The sequence below is a fragment of the Chryseobacterium arachidis genome (assembly GCF_900129245.1).
Lineage (GTDB): Bacteria > Bacteroidota > Bacteroidia > Flavobacteriales > Weeksellaceae > Chryseobacterium > Chryseobacterium arachidis.
Genome location: NZ_FQUT01000006.1, coordinates 1 through 18749, shown reverse-complemented (window position 1 = coordinate 18749; position 18749 = coordinate 1). Strand labels below are relative to the sequence as shown.

Here is an 18749-nt window from a genome sequence, read left to right as displayed (position 1 = left end):
TATAAACTAAAATTAATTTTTATGAAAAATCTTTTAAAAACTTTTCTGGGATTTTTATTATTAATGGTATTTGTTGTTTCATGTGATGATAATGACGACATGCCTATGGATAATGGAAAATCAATTACGGATCTTGTTTCTGAAAATCAGAACCTTTCCTTGCTAAAAGTAGCTGTAGTTAGAGCGGGCTTGGCTGAAACACTTGCAGCGAATGGGAATTTTACGGTCTTTGCCCCAAATAATGAAGCATTTCAGGCAGCGGGTTTAGGTACCGAAGCGGCAATTAATGCAGTACCAGTTGACCAGTTAAAAAGTATATTAATGTATCATGTAGCTATGCAGAAATATGCTTCAGGAGATATTCCTAACGGATCGACAGATATTTCAATATCAAATAATCAGAAGCTTCATATCACTAAGAACAGCAGCGGAGTTTATGTAAACGGAGCGAAAGTGGTGACGGCAGACGTTATGGCGAGAAATGGTGTCGTGCATGTTATCGATAAAGTACTTATGCCACCTACTAACAATATCGTTCAGGCTGCACAGGCAAATCCTAATTTAAGTTATTTGGTTGCAGCGGTTACACGTGCAAGTCAGGGTACAACAAATGTTGCTGCATTGTTGTCTGATGCCAATGCTTCTCTTACAGTTTTTGCTCCTACAAATCAGGCATTTATTAATGCAGGGTTCTCTTCCGAAGCAGCTATTAATGCTGCAAATCCTAATACATTAGCAAGTATTCTTACTTATCATGTTATTAATGCAAAAGTATTTTCGTCTGATCTTACCGAAGGTGCGATGCCTACTACTATAAACGGAGCTAAAGTAACAATCTCTCTTACGGGAGGGGCAAAAGTGAAAGGTAATGGAAATACAACGGCTTCAAATATAACCGCAAAAGACATGGTGGTTACTAACGGTGTAGTGCATGTTATTGATCAGGTCTTGCTTCCTTAGATAAAACTTTTTACTCTCCGAAGTCTCCTGACTTCGGAGTTTATTTGTTTATTGCGCAAAGTCGGGAGATTTTGCGTAATGGATTTACTCTTCCTCAATATTACTTACATACGAAGATATATAATTACTACTTTACAAGAACAAAAACTTTGCAATCTGCAAAGTTTTTGTTGTTTTTACAGGTGCGGATTACAAATCCGCGCTATCGAGTGCCGGAAATTAGGAAGTTGACACTAACATAAAATCTTCTATTTCCCAATAATTATCATGCAATCTTAGTTTAAATACAGCATTTCTACCGTAATAATCTTTTTTTATATGATGGTCAACAAAAACTAATGCTCTTTTTTTAGAAGGATCAAATACAATCTCTGAAAAATAGACAACACCTATCTCACATTCATTGGTATGTTTATCATACTCTGCCAGATCCAGCACTTTTGCGGTACACAAATTAAATTGATTTGCTTTTATAGAACTTCGTAGGCTTAAATTTTTAATAATATCTGGACTATTGGAAAAGTCTTTAAAAAAATCCTTCTTTCTTTGTATGTATTTTATATTATCTTCGGTACTACCTGTAGCAAAATCAGTATTTTTATTTTTAATAGAATCTATATACAAATTGCAAAATTTTTCAGGATGATTAAAAATTTCGTTGTGGGCTTTTGTCTTCTCTTCGATATATAAATCATCATTATGAACTCTTAAACTATCAAAATATTTTTTTTTACCTAAATAATCTTCTCTAAAAAAATAAGGTATCAACTGATCTGTTAAATCATTATATAGTTTTACATTAGTATCGGTAGATTGGCTTATACATTTCTTCATTTCCTCCTTACAATTCGTAATTAATAAAGAGGATAATAAAATCATAACTATTTTAGTTTTAAAATTCATACTGTTAGGAGTTTTGGATTAACAACATCATCCTTAGAATTTAAACGCAAATTATATTTGGTTTTTTATAACAATCTTTTATTTAAAATTACAAAATTTCATCAAAGAAAAGCCACGAATTGAAATTAAGTGGCATCGAATTGCTTGTGATTTTAAAGTAGAAACAAAAAATCATTATCAAACCATTTCCATTCTAAGAAAACCCGAAAGTGCAGGATGCTCTGCACAATCAATCCCATTACCTTGGCAGTAGCAAATTTTATGATATGGAACAGCCGAAAAACTTTTCACGCAAAGAATTTTTACAAATCTCAGGATTGGGGATGGCGGCGGTATTTTTCGGTTCGTCGTTTACGAGCTTATTGTCTTCGGATGAAAAACCATATTTCAATTTAAAACCAATTGGAAGGTCGTTAGCTTTGGAAGGATATTACATTTGGTGCAGTTCTCCGATCTGGGGAGAAGACGGAAAAGTACATCTCTTTTATTCCCGATGGAAAAAAGAAAAAGGAATGGGCGGTTGGTTGAAAGGTTCGGAAATTTGTCGTGCGGAAGCCAATTCACCATTTGACGAGTTTCAACATAAAGAAGTTGTTTTAGCTCCAAGAGGAGAAGGTTTTTGGGATGCGACGACCTGTCATAATCCTTTAATTAAAAAAGTCGGCAAAGATTATTTGTTGTTCTTTATGGGAAATTCTAATGGAAAAACAAATACCAAAAGAATTGGTTTAGCAACCTCAAAAACTTTAGAGGGAGAATGGAAAAGACCGGATGAACCTTTGTTGCTTCCCGGAAAAGAAGGTTCGTGGGATGATCATTGCACAACAAATCCTGCCTTTGTAATAGGAAATGACGGAAAATATTGGCTTTTTTACAAATCATGGAACACGCAAGAGTACAAAACTCAGAAAGGGCCGATCAGAGGGAACAGAAAATACGGATTGGCAAAAGCGAATTCTCCATTTGGACCTTATGTGAAAGTTTCGGAAAACCCGGTGATTGATTTTTCATCATTACCAAATAATGCACAATTGGAAGATGCTTTCGTCTGGAAACAAAAAGGGAAATATCACATGGTTGCCCGTGACATGGGATTTTTTAATCATGAATTTGGATTGCATTTAACTACAAAAGACGGAATAAAATGGACAAAACCGGAGATCGCTTATCTTAATATGAAAAGTTATATCACAGAACCAACTCCTCCGAAAAATTTAAACCGATTCGGAAGATTGGAACGGCCAATGATTTTGTTAGATAAAGATGGCGAAACTCCCAGATTTTTATTTGGTGCAACCCAAGGCGGAGAATTTGAAACTTCTACAACGTTTGTTTTTGAGATTTTGAAGGCTTAAAAATTTAAATATAAACTCAACGAAACCTTGTTAAAGTTTTAAACTTTGACAAGGCTGATGGAAGAATATTACTACAAAGCCGTTAACAATTTGTTGATGGTTTTTTTACGCATAAAAAACGTGACATAAGTTTGAATTGATAAGGTTTTTTGTAAGTTTGTGGAAATAACGCGGATTATAAAATGAATTTTGAAGATTTTATCATTTCACCAAGAAATTTCAAAACTGAAAGCTGGCAAATCGGAAACCGAATCACGAAAGATATAAAGGAAGACAGTATTGTTCTTCTTTTTGTTTCGGATTATAGAGGTGCCAATGGCGATGCGGAGGTTCAGGATTTTACAGGAATCAGGCAGGAATTTTATAAACTTTCTCAGCTGGATTTTGAGATTCCGATTGTGGACTTGGGAGATTTGGTTTCAGGAAAATCGGTTGAGGATTCTCATTATATTTTGCAGGAGGTTTTGTCGGCTTGTCATTATAAAAGGGCAATTCCGGTGATTGTCGGAGGCTCCAATGACTTTGCTTTTTCCCTTTTTTCGGCGTTAAATTTCCATACGAAAAGCATTAATTATACTCAAATCAGCAATATTATTTCCCTGAAACAAGGTGAAATGATTAACGAACATACTTTTTTAGGTAAAATTTTTGGAGCTAAGAATTTTGCGATTAAAAATTATCATCACTTAGGGTATCAGAAACATTTAAATGAAGCCGATTCCATAAGATTAATTAAAGAAGTTGAGTTCGATATCATCCGTTTGGCTGAAATGATGAATTCTACAGAGAAAACAGAACCATTCTTCCGAAAAGCGGATCTGGTGACCGTAAATTGTGATGCGATCGAAAGTTTCAGCGAGCCTTTTTCTATGAATCCACAGGTAAATGGACTTAACCGAAGGGAGGTTTGTGCTTATATGAAAGAAATCGGACTGAGCGAAAATTTAAAATCTGTCGGAATTTTTAATTACAATATTTATTCTGAAAATCAACTGAATCACCAGCTTTTGGCACAGATGATCTGGTATCTGATTGAAGGAATCAACATCCAGAAATCTCACCCGAAAGAAAGACATTACGAAGTATTTTATGTGCTGGTTGATGACAGGCAATATGCTTTCAAGCGCGATACTTTCAGTAATCTCTGGTATTTTGGAGATGATGAAAATATAGAAAACTGTATTCCTTGCTCAAGGAAAGATTTCGACGAAGCCAAAAGAGGCTGGCTGAATGCACGACTGACGAAAATTTAATGTATGACGAACGTTCCCTCAAAAGTTTCCATCATTGTTCCCGTTTATAATGTCGAAAATTATCTGACAAAATGCCTTGATTCTCTGATCAGTCAAACGCATCAGAATATCGAAATTTTGGTGGTGAATGATGGAAGTAAAGACAATTCTGAGCAAATTATTCAGGAGTATGCTCAAAAATATCCTGAAAAAATTAAGTCTTTTAATAAAGAAAACGGTGGTTTAAGCGATGCCCGAAATTTCGGAATCGAACGTGCAACCGGAGATTATTTGGGTTTTGTGGACAGCGACGACTATGTGGCTCCAGCCATGTTTGAAGAAATGGTGAATCTTGCAGAAAAACATCAGTCTAAAATGGTAATCTGCAATATCCAGAAGGTTGACCAGAACGGAAATGTTACTCAGAAATTGACCCAAATTCCAAACATGCCTGAGAACATTGATCTGGATAAAAACTTTTCTGTTTTTTCGGATCTGAGTTATTTTGCCTGTAATAAATTATTCAAAAAAGAACTTTTTAATGGAAAAAGATTTAAAAAAGAGGCTCATTTTGAAGATATTCAGTTAATTCCCCAACTGTTGCTGGAATGTGAAACCATTGCCCAGACTCAGAATTTCCACTATCAGTATCTTGAACGGACTGATTCTATTACCAAAACTCATACTGAAAAAGGACTTGATATATTAAAAGCGGTAGAAGATGTGGAAGCGGTTTTCCGAAAATCACAATATTCTGAAAAGCATGCAGAATTGAAAAACTTTCAGATTTTCGAGGGGGTTTATTCTTTTCTGGCTTATCTGGCTTTTGTGAAAAAGGAAGAGACGTTTTATGAAATGTCTGAAAAATTGAAAATTTTTATGCAGGAAAGAAGGATAAAATTAAAAGATATCGTAAAATATAATCGTTTTGATAATAATTATCTATTATCTTTGCCTTTGAAGAAAAAGATATTTTATCTGTTGTTTTTTGCTGGGCAGAAGAAATTGATAAGAAAACTAATATAACACAAATGGGAGTGCTGTTGTTTCGGTGTTGAATCATGAATAATATTTCTAAAATCAGTGAATCTTTCTTATATTGAGACAATAAAGTACTTGAATAGAAAAAATGAAGAATTTTGAATTGTTCTTAACTCAATCGGGAGTTCCTATTTTTTACGTAAAAGTAGGACTTGGTTTTTTATTCTCGTTTTTAATCACTTATTTTTCCGTTCCTACCATTGTTAAAATTTCCAGGAGAAAGAATTTAATGGATGAGCCTGGTGTGAGGAGTTCACATTTAAGAAAAATCCCAAACTTAGGCGGGATTGCTATTTTTTATTCGATAGGAATCTGTGCGTCTATGTTTGCGTACGAACTTTTTGATCTGTATAAATTTTTATTTGCTTCTATGATTATTCTCCTTTACATCGGTGTAATGGATGATATTGTGGTGATGAGGGCTTATAAAAAGCTAGTGGCTCAGATTGTTGTTTCTTCGTTGGTGGTTATCGGGTCGGATATCAGGATCCGAAGTCTGTTTGGCATTTTCGGTGTCTACGAGCTGGAATATTTTGTAAGTATTGTCTTCAGTATCATTACATTTATAATCCTTATCAATGCGTTTAATCTGATAGATGGTATTGATGGTCTTGCCGGGGGATATTCTGTAATCTGTAGTGCCCTTTTCGGGATCAGTTATTACAGATTAGGGGAGTACAATTATCCGCTGGTGGTCTTATCAGTAATTATCATAGGAGCTGTATTGGCATTCTTATATTATAACCTTTCGAATTACCGTACCAATAAAATTTTTATGGGAGATACAGGCTCAATGCTTTTAGGTTTTTTGCTTGCTTTTACTTCCATCTGTTTTATTGATATTTTTATTGACAAAAAACTGCCGGATGTTCCCATGTATCATTTGCAGTCGGCTCCTGTAGTTGCAGTCGCTATTCTTATTCTGCCGATTGTAGATACCCTGAATGTAATAATTATAAGGCTTGCTAATAAAAAATCGCCTTTTGATGCAGATAAAAACCATATCCATCACAAGCTGCTGAAACTTAATCTTACCCACAGAAGATCCAGTTTTTACATCATTGTGTATTATCTTTTTGTAGTTTCGGTAGCTTATTACTTCAGACACACGAATGTTAATCTTTTATTATTGATCATTGTGGCTTTAGGCTTTTTAGGAGCTTATATCCCGGATTTTATTTACAGACTGAAAAATAATCAAAAGACTAATAATTAAATTTTTATTTTTGCAAACAACTAAAAAAATATGATGAAGAACCGTAAATTTTTATTCCTTCTTATAGTGCCATTGCTGATGACGACATCTTGTGTCACTACAAAAGACGTAAGGTATATGCAGCCTAATGAGAGTCTTGTTATTAATGAAGAAGGATTGGTTCCCTATAACATTCCCGTTTACCGAATCACAAAGAATGATATTTTAAATCTTAATATTGTCACAACTCCAAAAGGAGATGCTGCACAGTTCTATTCTTCTCTGAATACTTCTGGGTCTACTGTGGCTCCAACTACCAATCCAACTGCAAATGGAGGGGGGATGATATCTTCAGGAGGTGGAAACACCGGTGGAAATGTCATTTTTTATTTTAATGGTTTAAAAGTAGACACCAGCGGAGATATTAATATTTTTGGTATTGGATATGTAAAGGCTGAAGGCCGAACGATTGAAGAGGTAAGCCAAGAAATTCAGGAGAAGGTAAATGAGAATTTTCAGGAAGGAAAATCTCAAGTAAGGCTCAATACCAACGGAATTACTTTTTATGTTTTAGGAGATGTTGAAACAACGGGGGTTACCGGAGAAAAAGTAGTTCACAAAAATACACTTACCATTACTGAAGCATTGGCTATAAGTGGTGGTTTAAACAGAACGGTTGATAGAAAAAATATCGTTATTCACAGAAAACTACCAGAAGGAATCAAAACAGCAAGAATAGATCTTACAAGAGAGGATGTAATGAATTCTCCATATTATTATGTGCAGAACGGGGATGAGATTTATTTGAACACTAGAGGAAAAAGCTTAAACGGATTTGGGAAAGACCCGATCCAGACTTTAACAACAGGAGTTTCCGTAATTACTACTGCGTTATCAATTTACCTACTTCTAAAAAACCTTTAAGATCATGATTCCAGGAAAAAATGATACCGTTGAGAAAAATGATTCTCCAAAGGAAAAATACGGTTCTTTCGCTTTATTTGATATTGAACATTTTTTAAGAAGAGTTCTTAGAAATTGGTATTGGTTCGTTTTAATGCTGTTTATCGGTTACTCATTGGCCTGGGTTTACGGTAAATATTATGCACAAAATATTTATGCGTCCAACTTATCTTTAAGTATTTCCAATAATACGGCTAGTTATTTTACACCTAACCAGTCTATCAACTTTATCTGGGGACAGGGAGGAAATCAGGACGGGGTATATTTAAAGAAAATGCTTTTATCAAGAAGTCATAACGAATTCTTAGTGAAAGAGCTGGATCTTTTTGTTAACTATTCTACAAAAGGGGTTATAAAATCTACTTATCTGGATAAAGACGATTCGCCTGTTTTTCTTCAGGTGGACAATAAGCATGGCCAACAGATTAATTATCCGATTACTTTAATTCCTAAAGGAAATAAATCATACGAAGTTATTTTACCGGAAGAAGGGGAATCAAACAGTTTATACAGCTATGAGGCAGAAGGCTTTATAACTATTGATCCATTCGAGAGGCCCGCAAATAAAATTATTAAGGTTGGTGAGTGGTATACTTCACCCAATCTAAGATTTAAGCTTGTTCAGAACCCTATTGTTCCCAAAATTAAATTGGAAAATATTATTGTTAAATTAAGTACTGTTAATCAGGCTGTTAATGATATTGTTTCTAGTATAGGAGTGGAGTTTGATAAGGAAATTAATACGATTATGATTATCACCAAATCCGGATATAATCTTAACAGTACAGTAAATTTCCTGAATATGTCGGTGAGCCAGCTGCAAAAGAAAAGGCTTGCGGATAAAATAACAGTTGATAAAAATACTGATGTTTACTTGCAGGGAAATCTTGATAAAGTCAGAAAGAAATTAGATTCAAGCGCTAATGTTCTGAACTATATGAAGACCAGCGAAAAGCTGTATGATATCAAAGACCGTGACGAAAAGTCTTTGACTAAAATTAAAGATCTTGAAGCTAAAAAAGCCGATCTTGAAAGTAAAATTACATCGCTAAATCAAATAAGACAAAGCCTTGAAGCACAGAATTTTGAAAAAATGATCAGCACAACGGCTGCAGGTTTCCAAGATGGACTGTTCACTGCATCTGTATCAGAACTGAAAGCTCTATATCTTAAAAGAAGGGAAATGGCTTTAATTTATAAGTCAAATTCTGAGCCGATGAGAGAAATCAACAGATTGATTGATGAAGCAAAACTTAATTCTAACGGTGCTTTAAGAAATTATTATACAGGTTACAATACGGAAATAAATAAAATTAACCAGGAGGTAAACAGCGCCAATGCAGATCTGGCAACCTATCCGGAAAAGCAGAGAAAATATCTTGATGCGGAGAGAGGGTATAACATGATCGAGGCGACCTACAACAGTTTATTGGGAAGACAGAACGAAACGCAGATGAGAATGGCTTCAAACCAGTCTGACATCAGCGTGATTGATCCGGCGAAAAATGTGGGGCAGCCGGCGATAGGCCCTAATGTTAAAGGAACAAAGGCTGCTATCATTGGCGGATTGTTGATTCTTCCCCTTTTATTTATCTTAATTGGTAGTTTCCTGGATAGCAAGATTAGAAATATCAAAGAATTGCTTAGTGCTACAAGAATTCCTTTGTTGGGAGTAATCGGGAACAATACGAATGACAATATGCTTACCGTGCTTAATCAGCCTAAGTCTTCTGTTTCGGAGGCGTTCAGAGGGATTAGAGCGAATGTGAGATTCCTTTCAGGGGAGAATGGAGGCAGCAAAGTAATTTTGATCACATCATCAGTAGGTGGAGAAGGGAAAACATATATTTCCATCAATTTGGCTTCTGTCTTAGGGCTAAGTGATAAAAAAACAATTCTTTTAGGAATGGATTTAAGAAAGCCAAAGATTTTTGGTGATTTTAAAATTGATAATAAATATGGTATTTCCAATTATCTTACCGGTGAAGTGGAAATGGATCAGATCATTAACAAAACAAATATCTCTAATCTTGATGTGGCAACCTCAGGGCCGATTCCGCCGAATCCTTCCGAACTATTAATGAGCGAAAGGAACATCAAATTTATTGAAGAGCTTAAAAAAATATACGATTTTATTATTATCGATTCGCCTCCGGTGGGGCTTGTAGCAGATTCTTACGAACTGATGAAGTATTCTGATGCCAATATTTATGTTGTCCGTCACGAATATACAGAAAAGTATATGCTGAAGATGATTACAGAAAAGTATCATAAAGGCGAGATCAGTCATCTGGGAATTGTGTATAATGATTATAACGTAAAACAGGGCTACGGCTATGGTTACGGTTATGGCTACGGCTACGGTTACGGCTATTTTGATGAAGACAAACATTACAAGGAACCATTATTAATAAGAATAAGGAATAAAGTACAGTCTATATTCAATAAAAAATAATACATTTAAGCCCTCATTTAATGGGGGTTTATTATATCATGATAATTTTGAATCTATTAAAAAAAGAATAATTTGCCGAGTTTGTCGTTTACTTTATAACAAATTATGTTTTTTTGTTTATTTTTAACTAAACATTAAGATTATCATTAATATAAAAAAGTTTTATATTTGCAAAAATTAAATTTTAAAATAACCATAAATCCATATTCTTTTATGAATAGAAAATTATTGTTTAGCTTCCTTGCCGCTCTAGGAACTGTGGTAAGTGTTAAAGCTCAAAGAAACGAACTGGGAGTTCGTCTAGGTATGAGTAACCTAGTTGGGGATATAGGGAGAACGAATTATATTTTACAAAAGCCATTGGATTTAAGCAAGACTTCTGATTGGGGAGTTCCGTTTTATGGGGGAATTTTATATAGGTTTAATTTTAATCCTCACCAGACTGTAAGATTGGATCTTGGATACAACCAGGTTCAGTTTAACGATAAAGTTGCGAAAGAAGAGTACAGACAAAACAGAAACTCTTACGGGAAAAATAATATATACGAAGCAAGTTTGGTTTTCGAATACAATTTCTTCCCTGTTAATAATGAGCAGAAAGGTATGGTAAGCCCATACATTTTCGGGGGAATCGGGACTTTGATCTTTGATGCTCCAAAAGCGACGATGGTGAACGACTTTAGAAGAGATGCTGATGGGGTGGCGCAGGCTCCGATTAATGAATTGGATTTTACCACAACAGCAGTTTATTCTACAGGAACAAAAACTACAATGAATATTCCTTTTGGAGTAGGTTTAAAATATAAATTTAACTACAACTGGGCTATTTTTGCAGAAGCAACATTCAGATATACGCTTACAGATCAGCTTGATTACAGCAGAATATTGGATAAAGACGTTGTTTCTACATATAATTCAGATATATTAAGTCCTGTTACGGGAGGATCTTTACTTCAGACAGATGCGTATTATATTGTATCTAAAGAAAGGGAAGCTGCCCTTAGCGGAAATAGAAATGTTGGAGATATGAAGTCTAAAGATTGGTTGAATACATTTAGCTTGGGGCTAACTTATTCTTTCGGAAGACCTCCGTGTTATTGTGATTAAGATGTCGTTGATAAAAGATAAAATAGATCCGGAAAATTTACCAAAGCATGTTGCAATCATCATGGATGGTAACGGAAGGTGGGCAAAATCCCGTGGCGAAGAAAGAACCTTCGGGCACAGAAATGCCGTTGATGCAGTAAGGAATGCCATTAATGCTTGTAATGAAATACATATTCCATACTTAACACTTTACACCTTTTCCTCGGAAAATTGGAACCGTCCTGCAGAAGAAGTAAATACTTTAATGAATTTACTTGTAGAAACTTTGTTGCTGGAAGCGGAAGAAATTTTCAGCAAAGGACTGAGGATGCACGTTATTGGAAATCTTGATAAACTGCCGCCACTTGTTAAAGATCAGCTTCTCAGGGTGGTGGAATTAACAAAAGAAAACACAAAAGGTAATTTGGTATTGGCGATCAGCTACGGATCGCAAAACGAAATACTGAATGCCGTAAAAAACATCAGCGAAGATGTAAAAGAAGGAAAAATAGAAACAGAGAATATCGATGAGAAATTATTCGAAAGCTATCTGTATACTAAAGATTTTCCGCCCGTTGATTTATTAATCAGAACCAGCGGCGAAATAAGAATCAGCAACTTCCTCCTTTGGCAGATCGCTTATGCAGAGCTGCAGTTTTTAAATGTTCTGTGGCCGGACTTTACCAAAGATATTTTCTTTCAGTGTATTGTAGACTATCAAAACAAAGAAAGAAGGTTCGGAATGACCGGTGAACAAATAAAAATACAGTAAAATTTAAGAAAAGAAAGACTACGATAAAATGAAGTTTAGACTATTACCCATCATTATGTTTGTTGCTTCTGCACATTTTTATGGACAGGTAACTCCACAGGACAGCACACAGGTGAGCAACTCTGTACACGCAGAAAACCAGGCTGGAACATATACATTGAAAGACATCGTTGTAGATGGGGTTAAAAAATATACACCGGCTCAGATCTTGAGATTTACAGGTTTATCCAAAGGAGAATCTGTAGACATTCCGGGACAAAAAATCAGTAACGCTGTAAAAAAACTTTGGGATACCCAGTCTTTTTCTGAGGTTGAAGTGTATGTACAAAGTATAGAAGGCGAAACAGTAATCTTAAGATTTTACCTGCAGGATCTGAAAGACCTTGGCGAAGTGAAATTTAAAGGAAAAGGTATCGGGAAATCCAAAAACGAAAAGATGGCCAAAGATAATAATCTGAAGCCGGGAACTAAGATTACGCAAAACTTGGTTTCAAGTCTTAAAACAAATATTCCTAAAGATTTTATTAAAAAAGGGTATGCAGATGCCAAAATTACCATCGAAGATAAAGTAAATGCTGGTGATCCTAATTTAGTAGACTGGACGATCAATGTTGATAAAGGTAAAAGAATTAAAATCGATCATATCGAGTTTGAGGGAAACACGTTTGTTACCGACAGAAAGCTTAGAAAAAGTGCTTTTAAGGAAACAAAACAGAGAAGATTCGGGATTGGTGGTATTTTAAAATCGTCAAAATTCATTGAAGAAAAATATCAGGAAGACAAACAAAACCTGATCAATTATTACAACTCTCTGGGATACAGAGACGCAGCAATTGTTTCCGATTCTGTTTGGAGAAACAAGAGAAACAATTACGAAATTAATGTAAAATTAAACGAAGGGAAGCAATATTACATCGGTGATATTACCTTTACCGGAAATACAGTTTATCCTACAGAATATTTGCAAAGACATTTAGGTTATAAAAAAGGAGATATCTACGATGCGGTAGGTTTCAATAAAAAAGTAGGTGAAGATGGTGGTAAAGAAGATGATTCTGATATCAAATCCATCTACATGAACAACGGTTATCTTTTCTCAAACGTAACACCTGTTGAAAAATCGGTGAACGGAGATAAGATCAACCTGGAAATCCGTATCAATGAAGGAGAAAAAGCGGCTTGGAACAGAGTAACATGGGAAGGGAATACAACTACTCACGACCACGTTATTTTGAGAGCTTTAAGAACGAAGCCGGGTAACCTTTTCGCTAAAAGTGATATTAAAAGAACCTATTTCGATTTAGCGGGAATGCAGTTCTTTGATCCGCAGCAGGTGGGTCAGGATATTCAGCCCAATCAGCAGGATAATACGGTGGATATCAATTGGAAGCTGGTAGAGAAAGGTTCTTCTCAGGTTCAGTTACAGGCAGGTTACGGAGGTAACAGCTTTATCGGAACTTTGGGATTAACGTTCAACAACTTCTCCTTAAAGAATTTCCTGAAATTTAAAGACTTTAAACCAGTACCTCAGGGTGACGGACAGACGTTATCGCTTCAGGCACAGGCTGGACAATATTTCCAGAATTACGGGGTTTCATTTACTGAACCTTGGTTGTTCGGAGTAAGACCTACAGCTTTATCTGTAAGTTTAAATAACTCAAGAGTTAAGTATTCCGATGTATACGGATCTTCTCAGAAATTGAACATTTTCTCCGCATCTGCAGGATTAAACAGACAATTGAGATGGCCGGATGATTATTTTTCATTATACACAGGTCTTCAGTACCAAAAGTATGATTTCAAAAATTATCCTTTCCAGTTCGGGGATGCTACAGAATATTATGGTTCTGCCAATAACTTAAGTATCAACCTAGGATTAAGCAGAAACTCTGCAGGGATTGACCCGATTTTCCCGACTACAGGTTCCAATTTAGATCTTTCCCTGAAATTCACGTTGCCATATTCTGCGTTTAATAACAAGGATTATTCAACAATGAGTCCTACAGAAAAATATAAGTGGATGGAATTCTATAAAGTGAAGTTTAAGGCAGATGTATACAACGAGATTGTTGGAAAACTGGTACTTAGATCTTCTGCCGAAATGGGATTCATGGATGGGTACAACAAAAACCTGGGTGCTCCGCCGTTTGAAAGATTCTATGTGGGAGGTACCGGATTATTTGGGGGCAGATACGATGGTAGAGAGCTTATTCCTTTAAGAGGTTATGAAAATGCTTCTACGTACGGAGGAACCTCTGAAGATATTACTCCAACAGGGGGAGGTACTATTTACAATAGATTTACGTTAGAATTGAGATACCCGATTTCATTGAACCAGACGGCAAAAATTTATGCCTTAACGTTTGCGGAAGGAGGTAACGTATGGAATTCTTGGGGTAATTATAATCCATTCCAGTTGAAAAGATCAGTGGGTGTTGGGGTAAGAGTTTATATGGGAGCATTTGGTTTGATTGGATTTGATTTCGCTTACGGATTCGATAAAACAGTTACAGGAACTGAGCCTTCAGGATGGAAGACACACTTCTTGATGAACCAATCATTATAACCTATTATATGAAAAATTTTAAAATCGTTTTTTCGTTTATTCTACTTTTGATTTTCGGAGTCAGCAATGCTCAGAAAGTAGGAGTTGTGGATACAGATTATATCTTAAATAAAATGCCGCAATATAAAGAAGCGGAAGCGAGATTAAATGCTCAAATTGATACGTGGCAGTCTGAATTGCAAAATCTACAGTCAGAATATGAACGTAAGAGATCTGCATTTGAAAGTGAAAAAGTGCTTTTAATTGGCGATCAGCTGAAGCTTAGAGAAAAAGAAGTAATGGATCTCGACAAGAATATTAAGACCACTACCAGCTTACGTTTCGGAGCAACAGGCGAGATTAAAAAACTGAGAACCAATCTTGTACAGCCTTTCCAGGATCAGATTTGGGGGGCTATACAGACGATGGCCGAGAAAAATGGGATAGGCATAGTTCTTGATAAAACAAGTAACAATGTTCTTTTCCTTCAGAAAAGATTCGACTATTCAGACAAAGTATTAGATATTTTATTAAAGGATACCACGAAAAAGGAAAAATCTAAAGGAAAAAAATAAAAGTTTAACTTTTATTACATTTACAGATCTAAAAAACAAATTAAATTATTTATTTTACCAATTATGAAAAAATTAAGTGTATTATTTGCAGCGGTAATGATGGTTGTATCGGTAGGTATGGCAAAAGCTCAAAAAATTGCTACTTTAGACGTTATAGGTGTTCTTAATGCAATGCCTGAAAAGAAAAAAGCGGATACTGATCTTAAAGCTTTCTTAGATACTAAACAAGCGGAAATCAAGAAAAAAGCGGATGCAGGACAGGCAAAACTAAAGCAATATTCTGAAGAAGCTCCTAAGAAAACTGCTGATGAGAACAAAGCTAGAGAAGCAGAATTAGCAAAAATGCAGGAAGAAATCCAGCAGATGAATGATAAAGCTCAGAAAGATTTTGTGGCGAAACAAGATGTAGCTTATGAACCAATCGAGAAAAAACTGAACGATGCAGTATCTAAAGTTGCTAAAGCAAACGGATACGAATATATTATGGATGCAAACTCTGCAGCTTTCGTATTCAAAGGAGGTGCGGACGCTACTGCAGCTGTGAAAAAAGAATTAGGTATTCAATAATTGTTAGAAATTAACAAACATTTATAAAATAACCATCTCTCATCGAGGTGGTTTTTTTATTTTTGCAGAATGGAAAGAGAAGTATCAACCACGGTAAAGGTGCGCTTTAGCGATTGCGATCCGATCGGTCATTTAAATAATGTAAAATATCTGGACTATATGTTCAATGCAAGGGAAGATCATGTGGAAACATTTTATGGTTTTACCTACGAAGAATATACAAAGAAGACCGGTTGTACGTGGATTGCAATTCAGAACGAAATAGCTTACCTGAAAGAAGTACGCTATAATACCTCGGTTGTGATCAGCAGCAAGACTATTGAAGTAGGAGAAAGAACCGCAAAAGTTGAAATCTTGATGAAAAGTTCAGATGAAAAAACAATTCATGCGGTCTTGTGGGTTACGGTGATCTATTTTAATGTGAAGACAAGAAGATCGGAAGTTCATCCCGAAGATATCAAAGAGACATTCAACAAATTTTATGTCGATCTGGAACAGAAAGAGTTCCAGTCAAGAGTTAAATTTTTAAGAGTACAAAACGCAAAAAATTCATAATGAAAAAAATTTTAGTCATTGGAGGAAACGGACAATTAGGAAACTGCATCAGAAAGATTGCACCCGATTTTGAGCTGGATTATGAGTTCACTTTTACAGATTCCCAAACATTGGATATCACCAGCGAAGATCAGATCACCAGCTTCTTCTACGACAACAAACCTGATTTTTGTATCAACGCATCCGCATACACGGCAGTAGATCTCGCCGAAACGGAAAAAGAGAAAGCTTTTAGGGTAAATGCTGAAGGTGTTGCTTATCTTGCTCAGGCTTGTAAGGATTTTAAAACAACTTTTATTCACGTTTCCACAGATTATGTTTTCGATGGTGAAACCAATTTGTGCTATTCTGAAGACGATTTCACAAGTCCAATCGGAGTGTATGGGGAATCAAAGTTAAAGGGGGAGGAACTGGCTTTGGAAATCAATCCGAAAACAATTATTTTAAGAACCTCGTGGCTATATTCTGAATTCAACAAAAATTTTGTGAAAACGATGCTGAATCTTTTCTCTCAAAAAGACGAATTGGGAATCGTATCTGATCAGTTTGGGCAACCTACGAATGCCAATGATTTAGCAGAAGCCATCATGAATATCATCGAAGCTCCACAAAAAACATACGGCATTTTTCATTTCTCAAATTATCCGGAAACAACATGGTTCGAATTTGCTAAAAAAATCGCAGAATTTTCTGGATCTACCATTAAATTGAATCCGTTAACTACCGAACAATACCCAACTCCGGCAAAAAGACCGAAAAGAAGTACGATGTGTTTGGATAAAATTGAAGAAACCTATAAAATCGAACCTAAGCATTGGGAAAACAGTCTGGAAGAATGTGTGGAAATCCTTTCAAAATAATTAGTAAAGAATGAAAAAAATATTAATTCTCATTTCCGTTTTTCTAATTCATTTTTTTAATGCACAAAATGTGTACTTAACAAAAGTTGAAAAAACGAAGGAAAATGTAGAGAAATTCTTATATAAGATTAATGAAGAAATAAAAGATGCCGAATATTTGGGAGAAATCGAAGTCCAGGGTTTCTCAAAATATGATGATGAAGTTTTTTCGATGATATATAAAAAGGCAAAAGAAATCGGCGCCAACACTTTTACAGTGAAACCATTTGACAATGTTGATGGATCGCCCCAAAACTTTGATCCGGCACACTATCGTTTGAGCTTATATTATTTGCCCAAAGAAAAATTGTCTGATCAGACAGGTAATATGTACATCTTTGCATCATCCGAAAAAGAACAGAAAATTAACATCAATAAAAAAGATTATATTCTTTCACCAAGATCTTACATAGTTATCAAGACAATTCCAGGGGAAGTTTACACAATATCCACTAAAAAGCTGTTGGGTTCCACTATTAAAACACAGACAAAAGAAAACAGTTCCAATCAGTATTTTCAGATTTCAGCAACAAAAATAAAATCCGACGAAAGTGGAGTAGGAGGATTAAATTTAAAAAGCGGCGACATCATCGGACTCGAAAAATCATACGCAGAATTTTTAAGTGCTATATATAATAAAGAAAAGCAGGGTAACTAAACTCTGCTTTTTCATTTTTTAAACGATATAGGGTAACTCCTTGTTCTTACGAGGAGCGTAGCGACGAATGATCTCAACTTTAAAACATTCCAAAACATAACATCAATATCAGGAAAATCTAATACGACATCCTGTTATCCTTAAATTTCCCGCTCTCAAACTCACAAACTCGCCCACAAACTCTTAAACTCTCCAACTTTTTGCAATTTCTTAAGAGCTACTTCCATCTTTCCACTGTATCTTTTTCGTGACGGCATCCGCTTCGCTGCGGCCGCCCCGAAAAAGGATGCCGTTTCAATCTGGGCTAGGGAGCGAGCCCTAATCTGTATAGTAGTACTTACGACAGAACTTGTTATCCAAATAAAAACAATATGCTTCGTAAATCCTTTCAAGGAGCTCTGCGACGAAGCAATCTCTATCAGCAATTCTTCAGTCAAAGCAAATAAAACTCCCTTAAAAAAAATCTGCTCAATCTGCTCCATCTGCGAGAGAAAAAATTTCGATCCACTATTTACAAGACGAGTATTGTAAAAATCTCATTTCCATGATTGATCTCAAGATAATAAAAGATATCATTAAAACTCCATTTTTATATCCTTTTGTTATCATTTGCTGAACGAAGTGCCTTTGCGAATAAAAAATAAAACGCCAACAATAGCCACCCTCGTGGTCATTGCGTTTACAATTATTATTTTTATATAAAAACAATTACTCTGATTCTAAACAGATCATATTTCCTCCCAAGAACCTTTCTTTTTCCTTTATCTTTTCTAATTCAAGCACCTTTGTGTCACCCAATCCATCCTTTATCAAACGTTAGTTTAAAAAACATAAAATTATTCTCCCACAAAAACAGAGAGTTACCCTTAAATATGAATCAAAATTGAATTTTATGTTAAATATATTTGGAAGAGTAGCGGTAAAGGTTCTATCTTTGCCCCACTGAAAACGAGAGTAGATCAGTAGCGCAGAAGTAAACAGAACAAAT

17 protein-coding genes are annotated in these 18749 nt (G+C 35.4%); 15 read left to right on the top strand and 2 right to left on the bottom strand.

Features of this window, described 5'->3' with window-relative positions; all coding sequences use genetic code 11:
- The first annotated feature begins 21 nt into the window (after positions 1–21).
- The gene (locus BUA89_RS12270) at positions 22–960 is read left to right on the top strand and encodes a fasciclin domain-containing protein (protein WP_072958075.1); all 939 of its coding nucleotides are present in this window, start codon (positions 22–24) and stop codon (positions 958–960) included.
- 219 nt (positions 961–1179) lie between these two features.
- Here BUA89_RS12270 and BUA89_RS12265 read toward each other — a convergent pair whose 3' ends face one another.
- Positions 1180–1863, bottom strand: coding sequence for a hypothetical protein (locus BUA89_RS12265; RefSeq protein ID WP_072958071.1), 684 nt, complete (start codon positions 1861–1863; stop codon positions 1180–1182).
- A 266-nt stretch (positions 1864–2129) separates the two neighbouring features.
- On the opposite strand from BUA89_RS12265, the gene BUA89_RS12260 reads away from it, so the two are divergent.
- The 14 genes from BUA89_RS12260 (at position 2130) to BUA89_RS12195 (ending at position 17761) form a co-directional block, all read left to right on the top strand.
- Complete coding sequence (locus BUA89_RS12260; protein ID WP_072958068.1) at positions 2130–3218, top strand: glycoside hydrolase family protein; 1089 nt, start codon at positions 2130–2132, stop codon at positions 3216–3218.
- 182 nt (positions 3219–3400) lie between these two features.
- On the top strand, positions 3401–4471 hold the full coding sequence (locus BUA89_RS12255) for a formimidoylglutamase (RefSeq protein ID WP_072958065.1): 1071 nt from the start codon (positions 3401–3403) through the stop codon (positions 4469–4471).
- 3 nt (positions 4472–4474) lie between these two features.
- Positions 4475–5476: a glycosyltransferase family 2 protein gene (locus BUA89_RS12250; RefSeq protein ID WP_072958059.1), complete on the top strand. Its 1002-nt coding sequence runs from the start codon at positions 4475–4477 to the stop codon at positions 5474–5476.
- A gap of 103 nt (positions 5477–5579) precedes the next feature.
- A complete protein-coding gene (locus BUA89_RS12245; protein ID WP_072958056.1) occupies positions 5580–6707 on the top strand; it encodes a glycosyltransferase family 4 protein in 1128 nt (375 codons plus the stop codon).
- Between the two features lie 30 nt (positions 6708–6737).
- The gene (locus tag BUA89_RS12240) at positions 6738–7610 is read left to right on the top strand and encodes a polysaccharide biosynthesis/export family protein (protein WP_228420558.1); all 873 of its coding nucleotides are present in this window, start codon (positions 6738–6740) and stop codon (positions 7608–7610) included.
- Positions 7611–7614: 4 nt separating this feature from the next.
- Positions 7615–10104, top strand: a complete 2490-nt coding sequence (locus BUA89_RS12235) for an exopolysaccharide transport family protein (RefSeq protein WP_072958049.1) — start codon at positions 7615–7617, stop codon at positions 10102–10104.
- A gap of 213 nt (positions 10105–10317) precedes the next feature.
- Positions 10318–11211, top strand: a complete 894-nt coding sequence (locus tag BUA89_RS12230; RefSeq protein WP_072958046.1) for a DUF6089 family protein — start codon at positions 10318–10320, stop codon at positions 11209–11211.
- 1 nt (position 11212) lies between these two features.
- Positions 11213–11962 (top strand): isoprenyl transferase, encoded by a 750-nt coding sequence (locus BUA89_RS12225; protein WP_072958043.1) that lies wholly within the window; start codon positions 11213–11215, stop codon positions 11960–11962.
- Between the two features lie 28 nt (positions 11963–11990).
- Positions 11991–14528: an outer membrane protein assembly factor BamA gene (gene bamA, locus BUA89_RS12220; protein ID WP_072958040.1), complete on the top strand. Its 2538-nt coding sequence runs from the start codon at positions 11991–11993 to the stop codon at positions 14526–14528.
- Between the two features lie 8 nt (positions 14529–14536).
- Complete coding sequence (locus tag BUA89_RS12215) at positions 14537–15082, top strand: OmpH/Skp family outer membrane protein (protein WP_072958590.1); 546 nt, start codon at positions 14537–14539, stop codon at positions 15080–15082.
- Between the two features lie 63 nt (positions 15083–15145).
- Positions 15146–15649 (top strand): OmpH/Skp family outer membrane protein, encoded by a 504-nt coding sequence (locus BUA89_RS12210; protein WP_072958036.1) that lies wholly within the window; start codon positions 15146–15148, stop codon positions 15647–15649.
- Positions 15650–15718: 69 nt separating this feature from the next.
- Positions 15719–16204 carry an acyl-CoA thioesterase gene (locus BUA89_RS12205; RefSeq protein ID WP_072958033.1) on the top strand — a complete coding sequence of 162 codons (486 nt, stop codon included), beginning with the start codon at positions 15719–15721 and terminating at the stop codon, positions 16202–16204.
- Positions 16204–17064 carry a dTDP-4-dehydrorhamnose reductase gene (rfbD, locus tag BUA89_RS12200; protein WP_072958030.1) on the top strand — a complete coding sequence of 287 codons (861 nt, stop codon included), beginning with the start codon at positions 16204–16206 and terminating at the stop codon, positions 17062–17064. The genes BUA89_RS12205 and rfbD overlap by 1 nt, the downstream gene beginning before the upstream one ends.
- Before the next feature lie 10 nt (positions 17065–17074).
- Complete coding sequence (locus tag BUA89_RS12195) at positions 17075–17761, top strand: hypothetical protein (RefSeq protein ID WP_072958027.1); 687 nt, start codon at positions 17075–17077, stop codon at positions 17759–17761.
- Between the two features lie 161 nt (positions 17762–17922).
- On the opposite strand, the gene BUA89_RS23165 is transcribed toward BUA89_RS12195, so the two are convergent.
- Positions 17923–18243, bottom strand: a complete 321-nt coding sequence (locus tag BUA89_RS23165; RefSeq protein WP_072958024.1) for a hypothetical protein — start codon at positions 18241–18243, stop codon at positions 17923–17925.
- Positions 18244–18749: the final 506 nt, after the last annotated feature.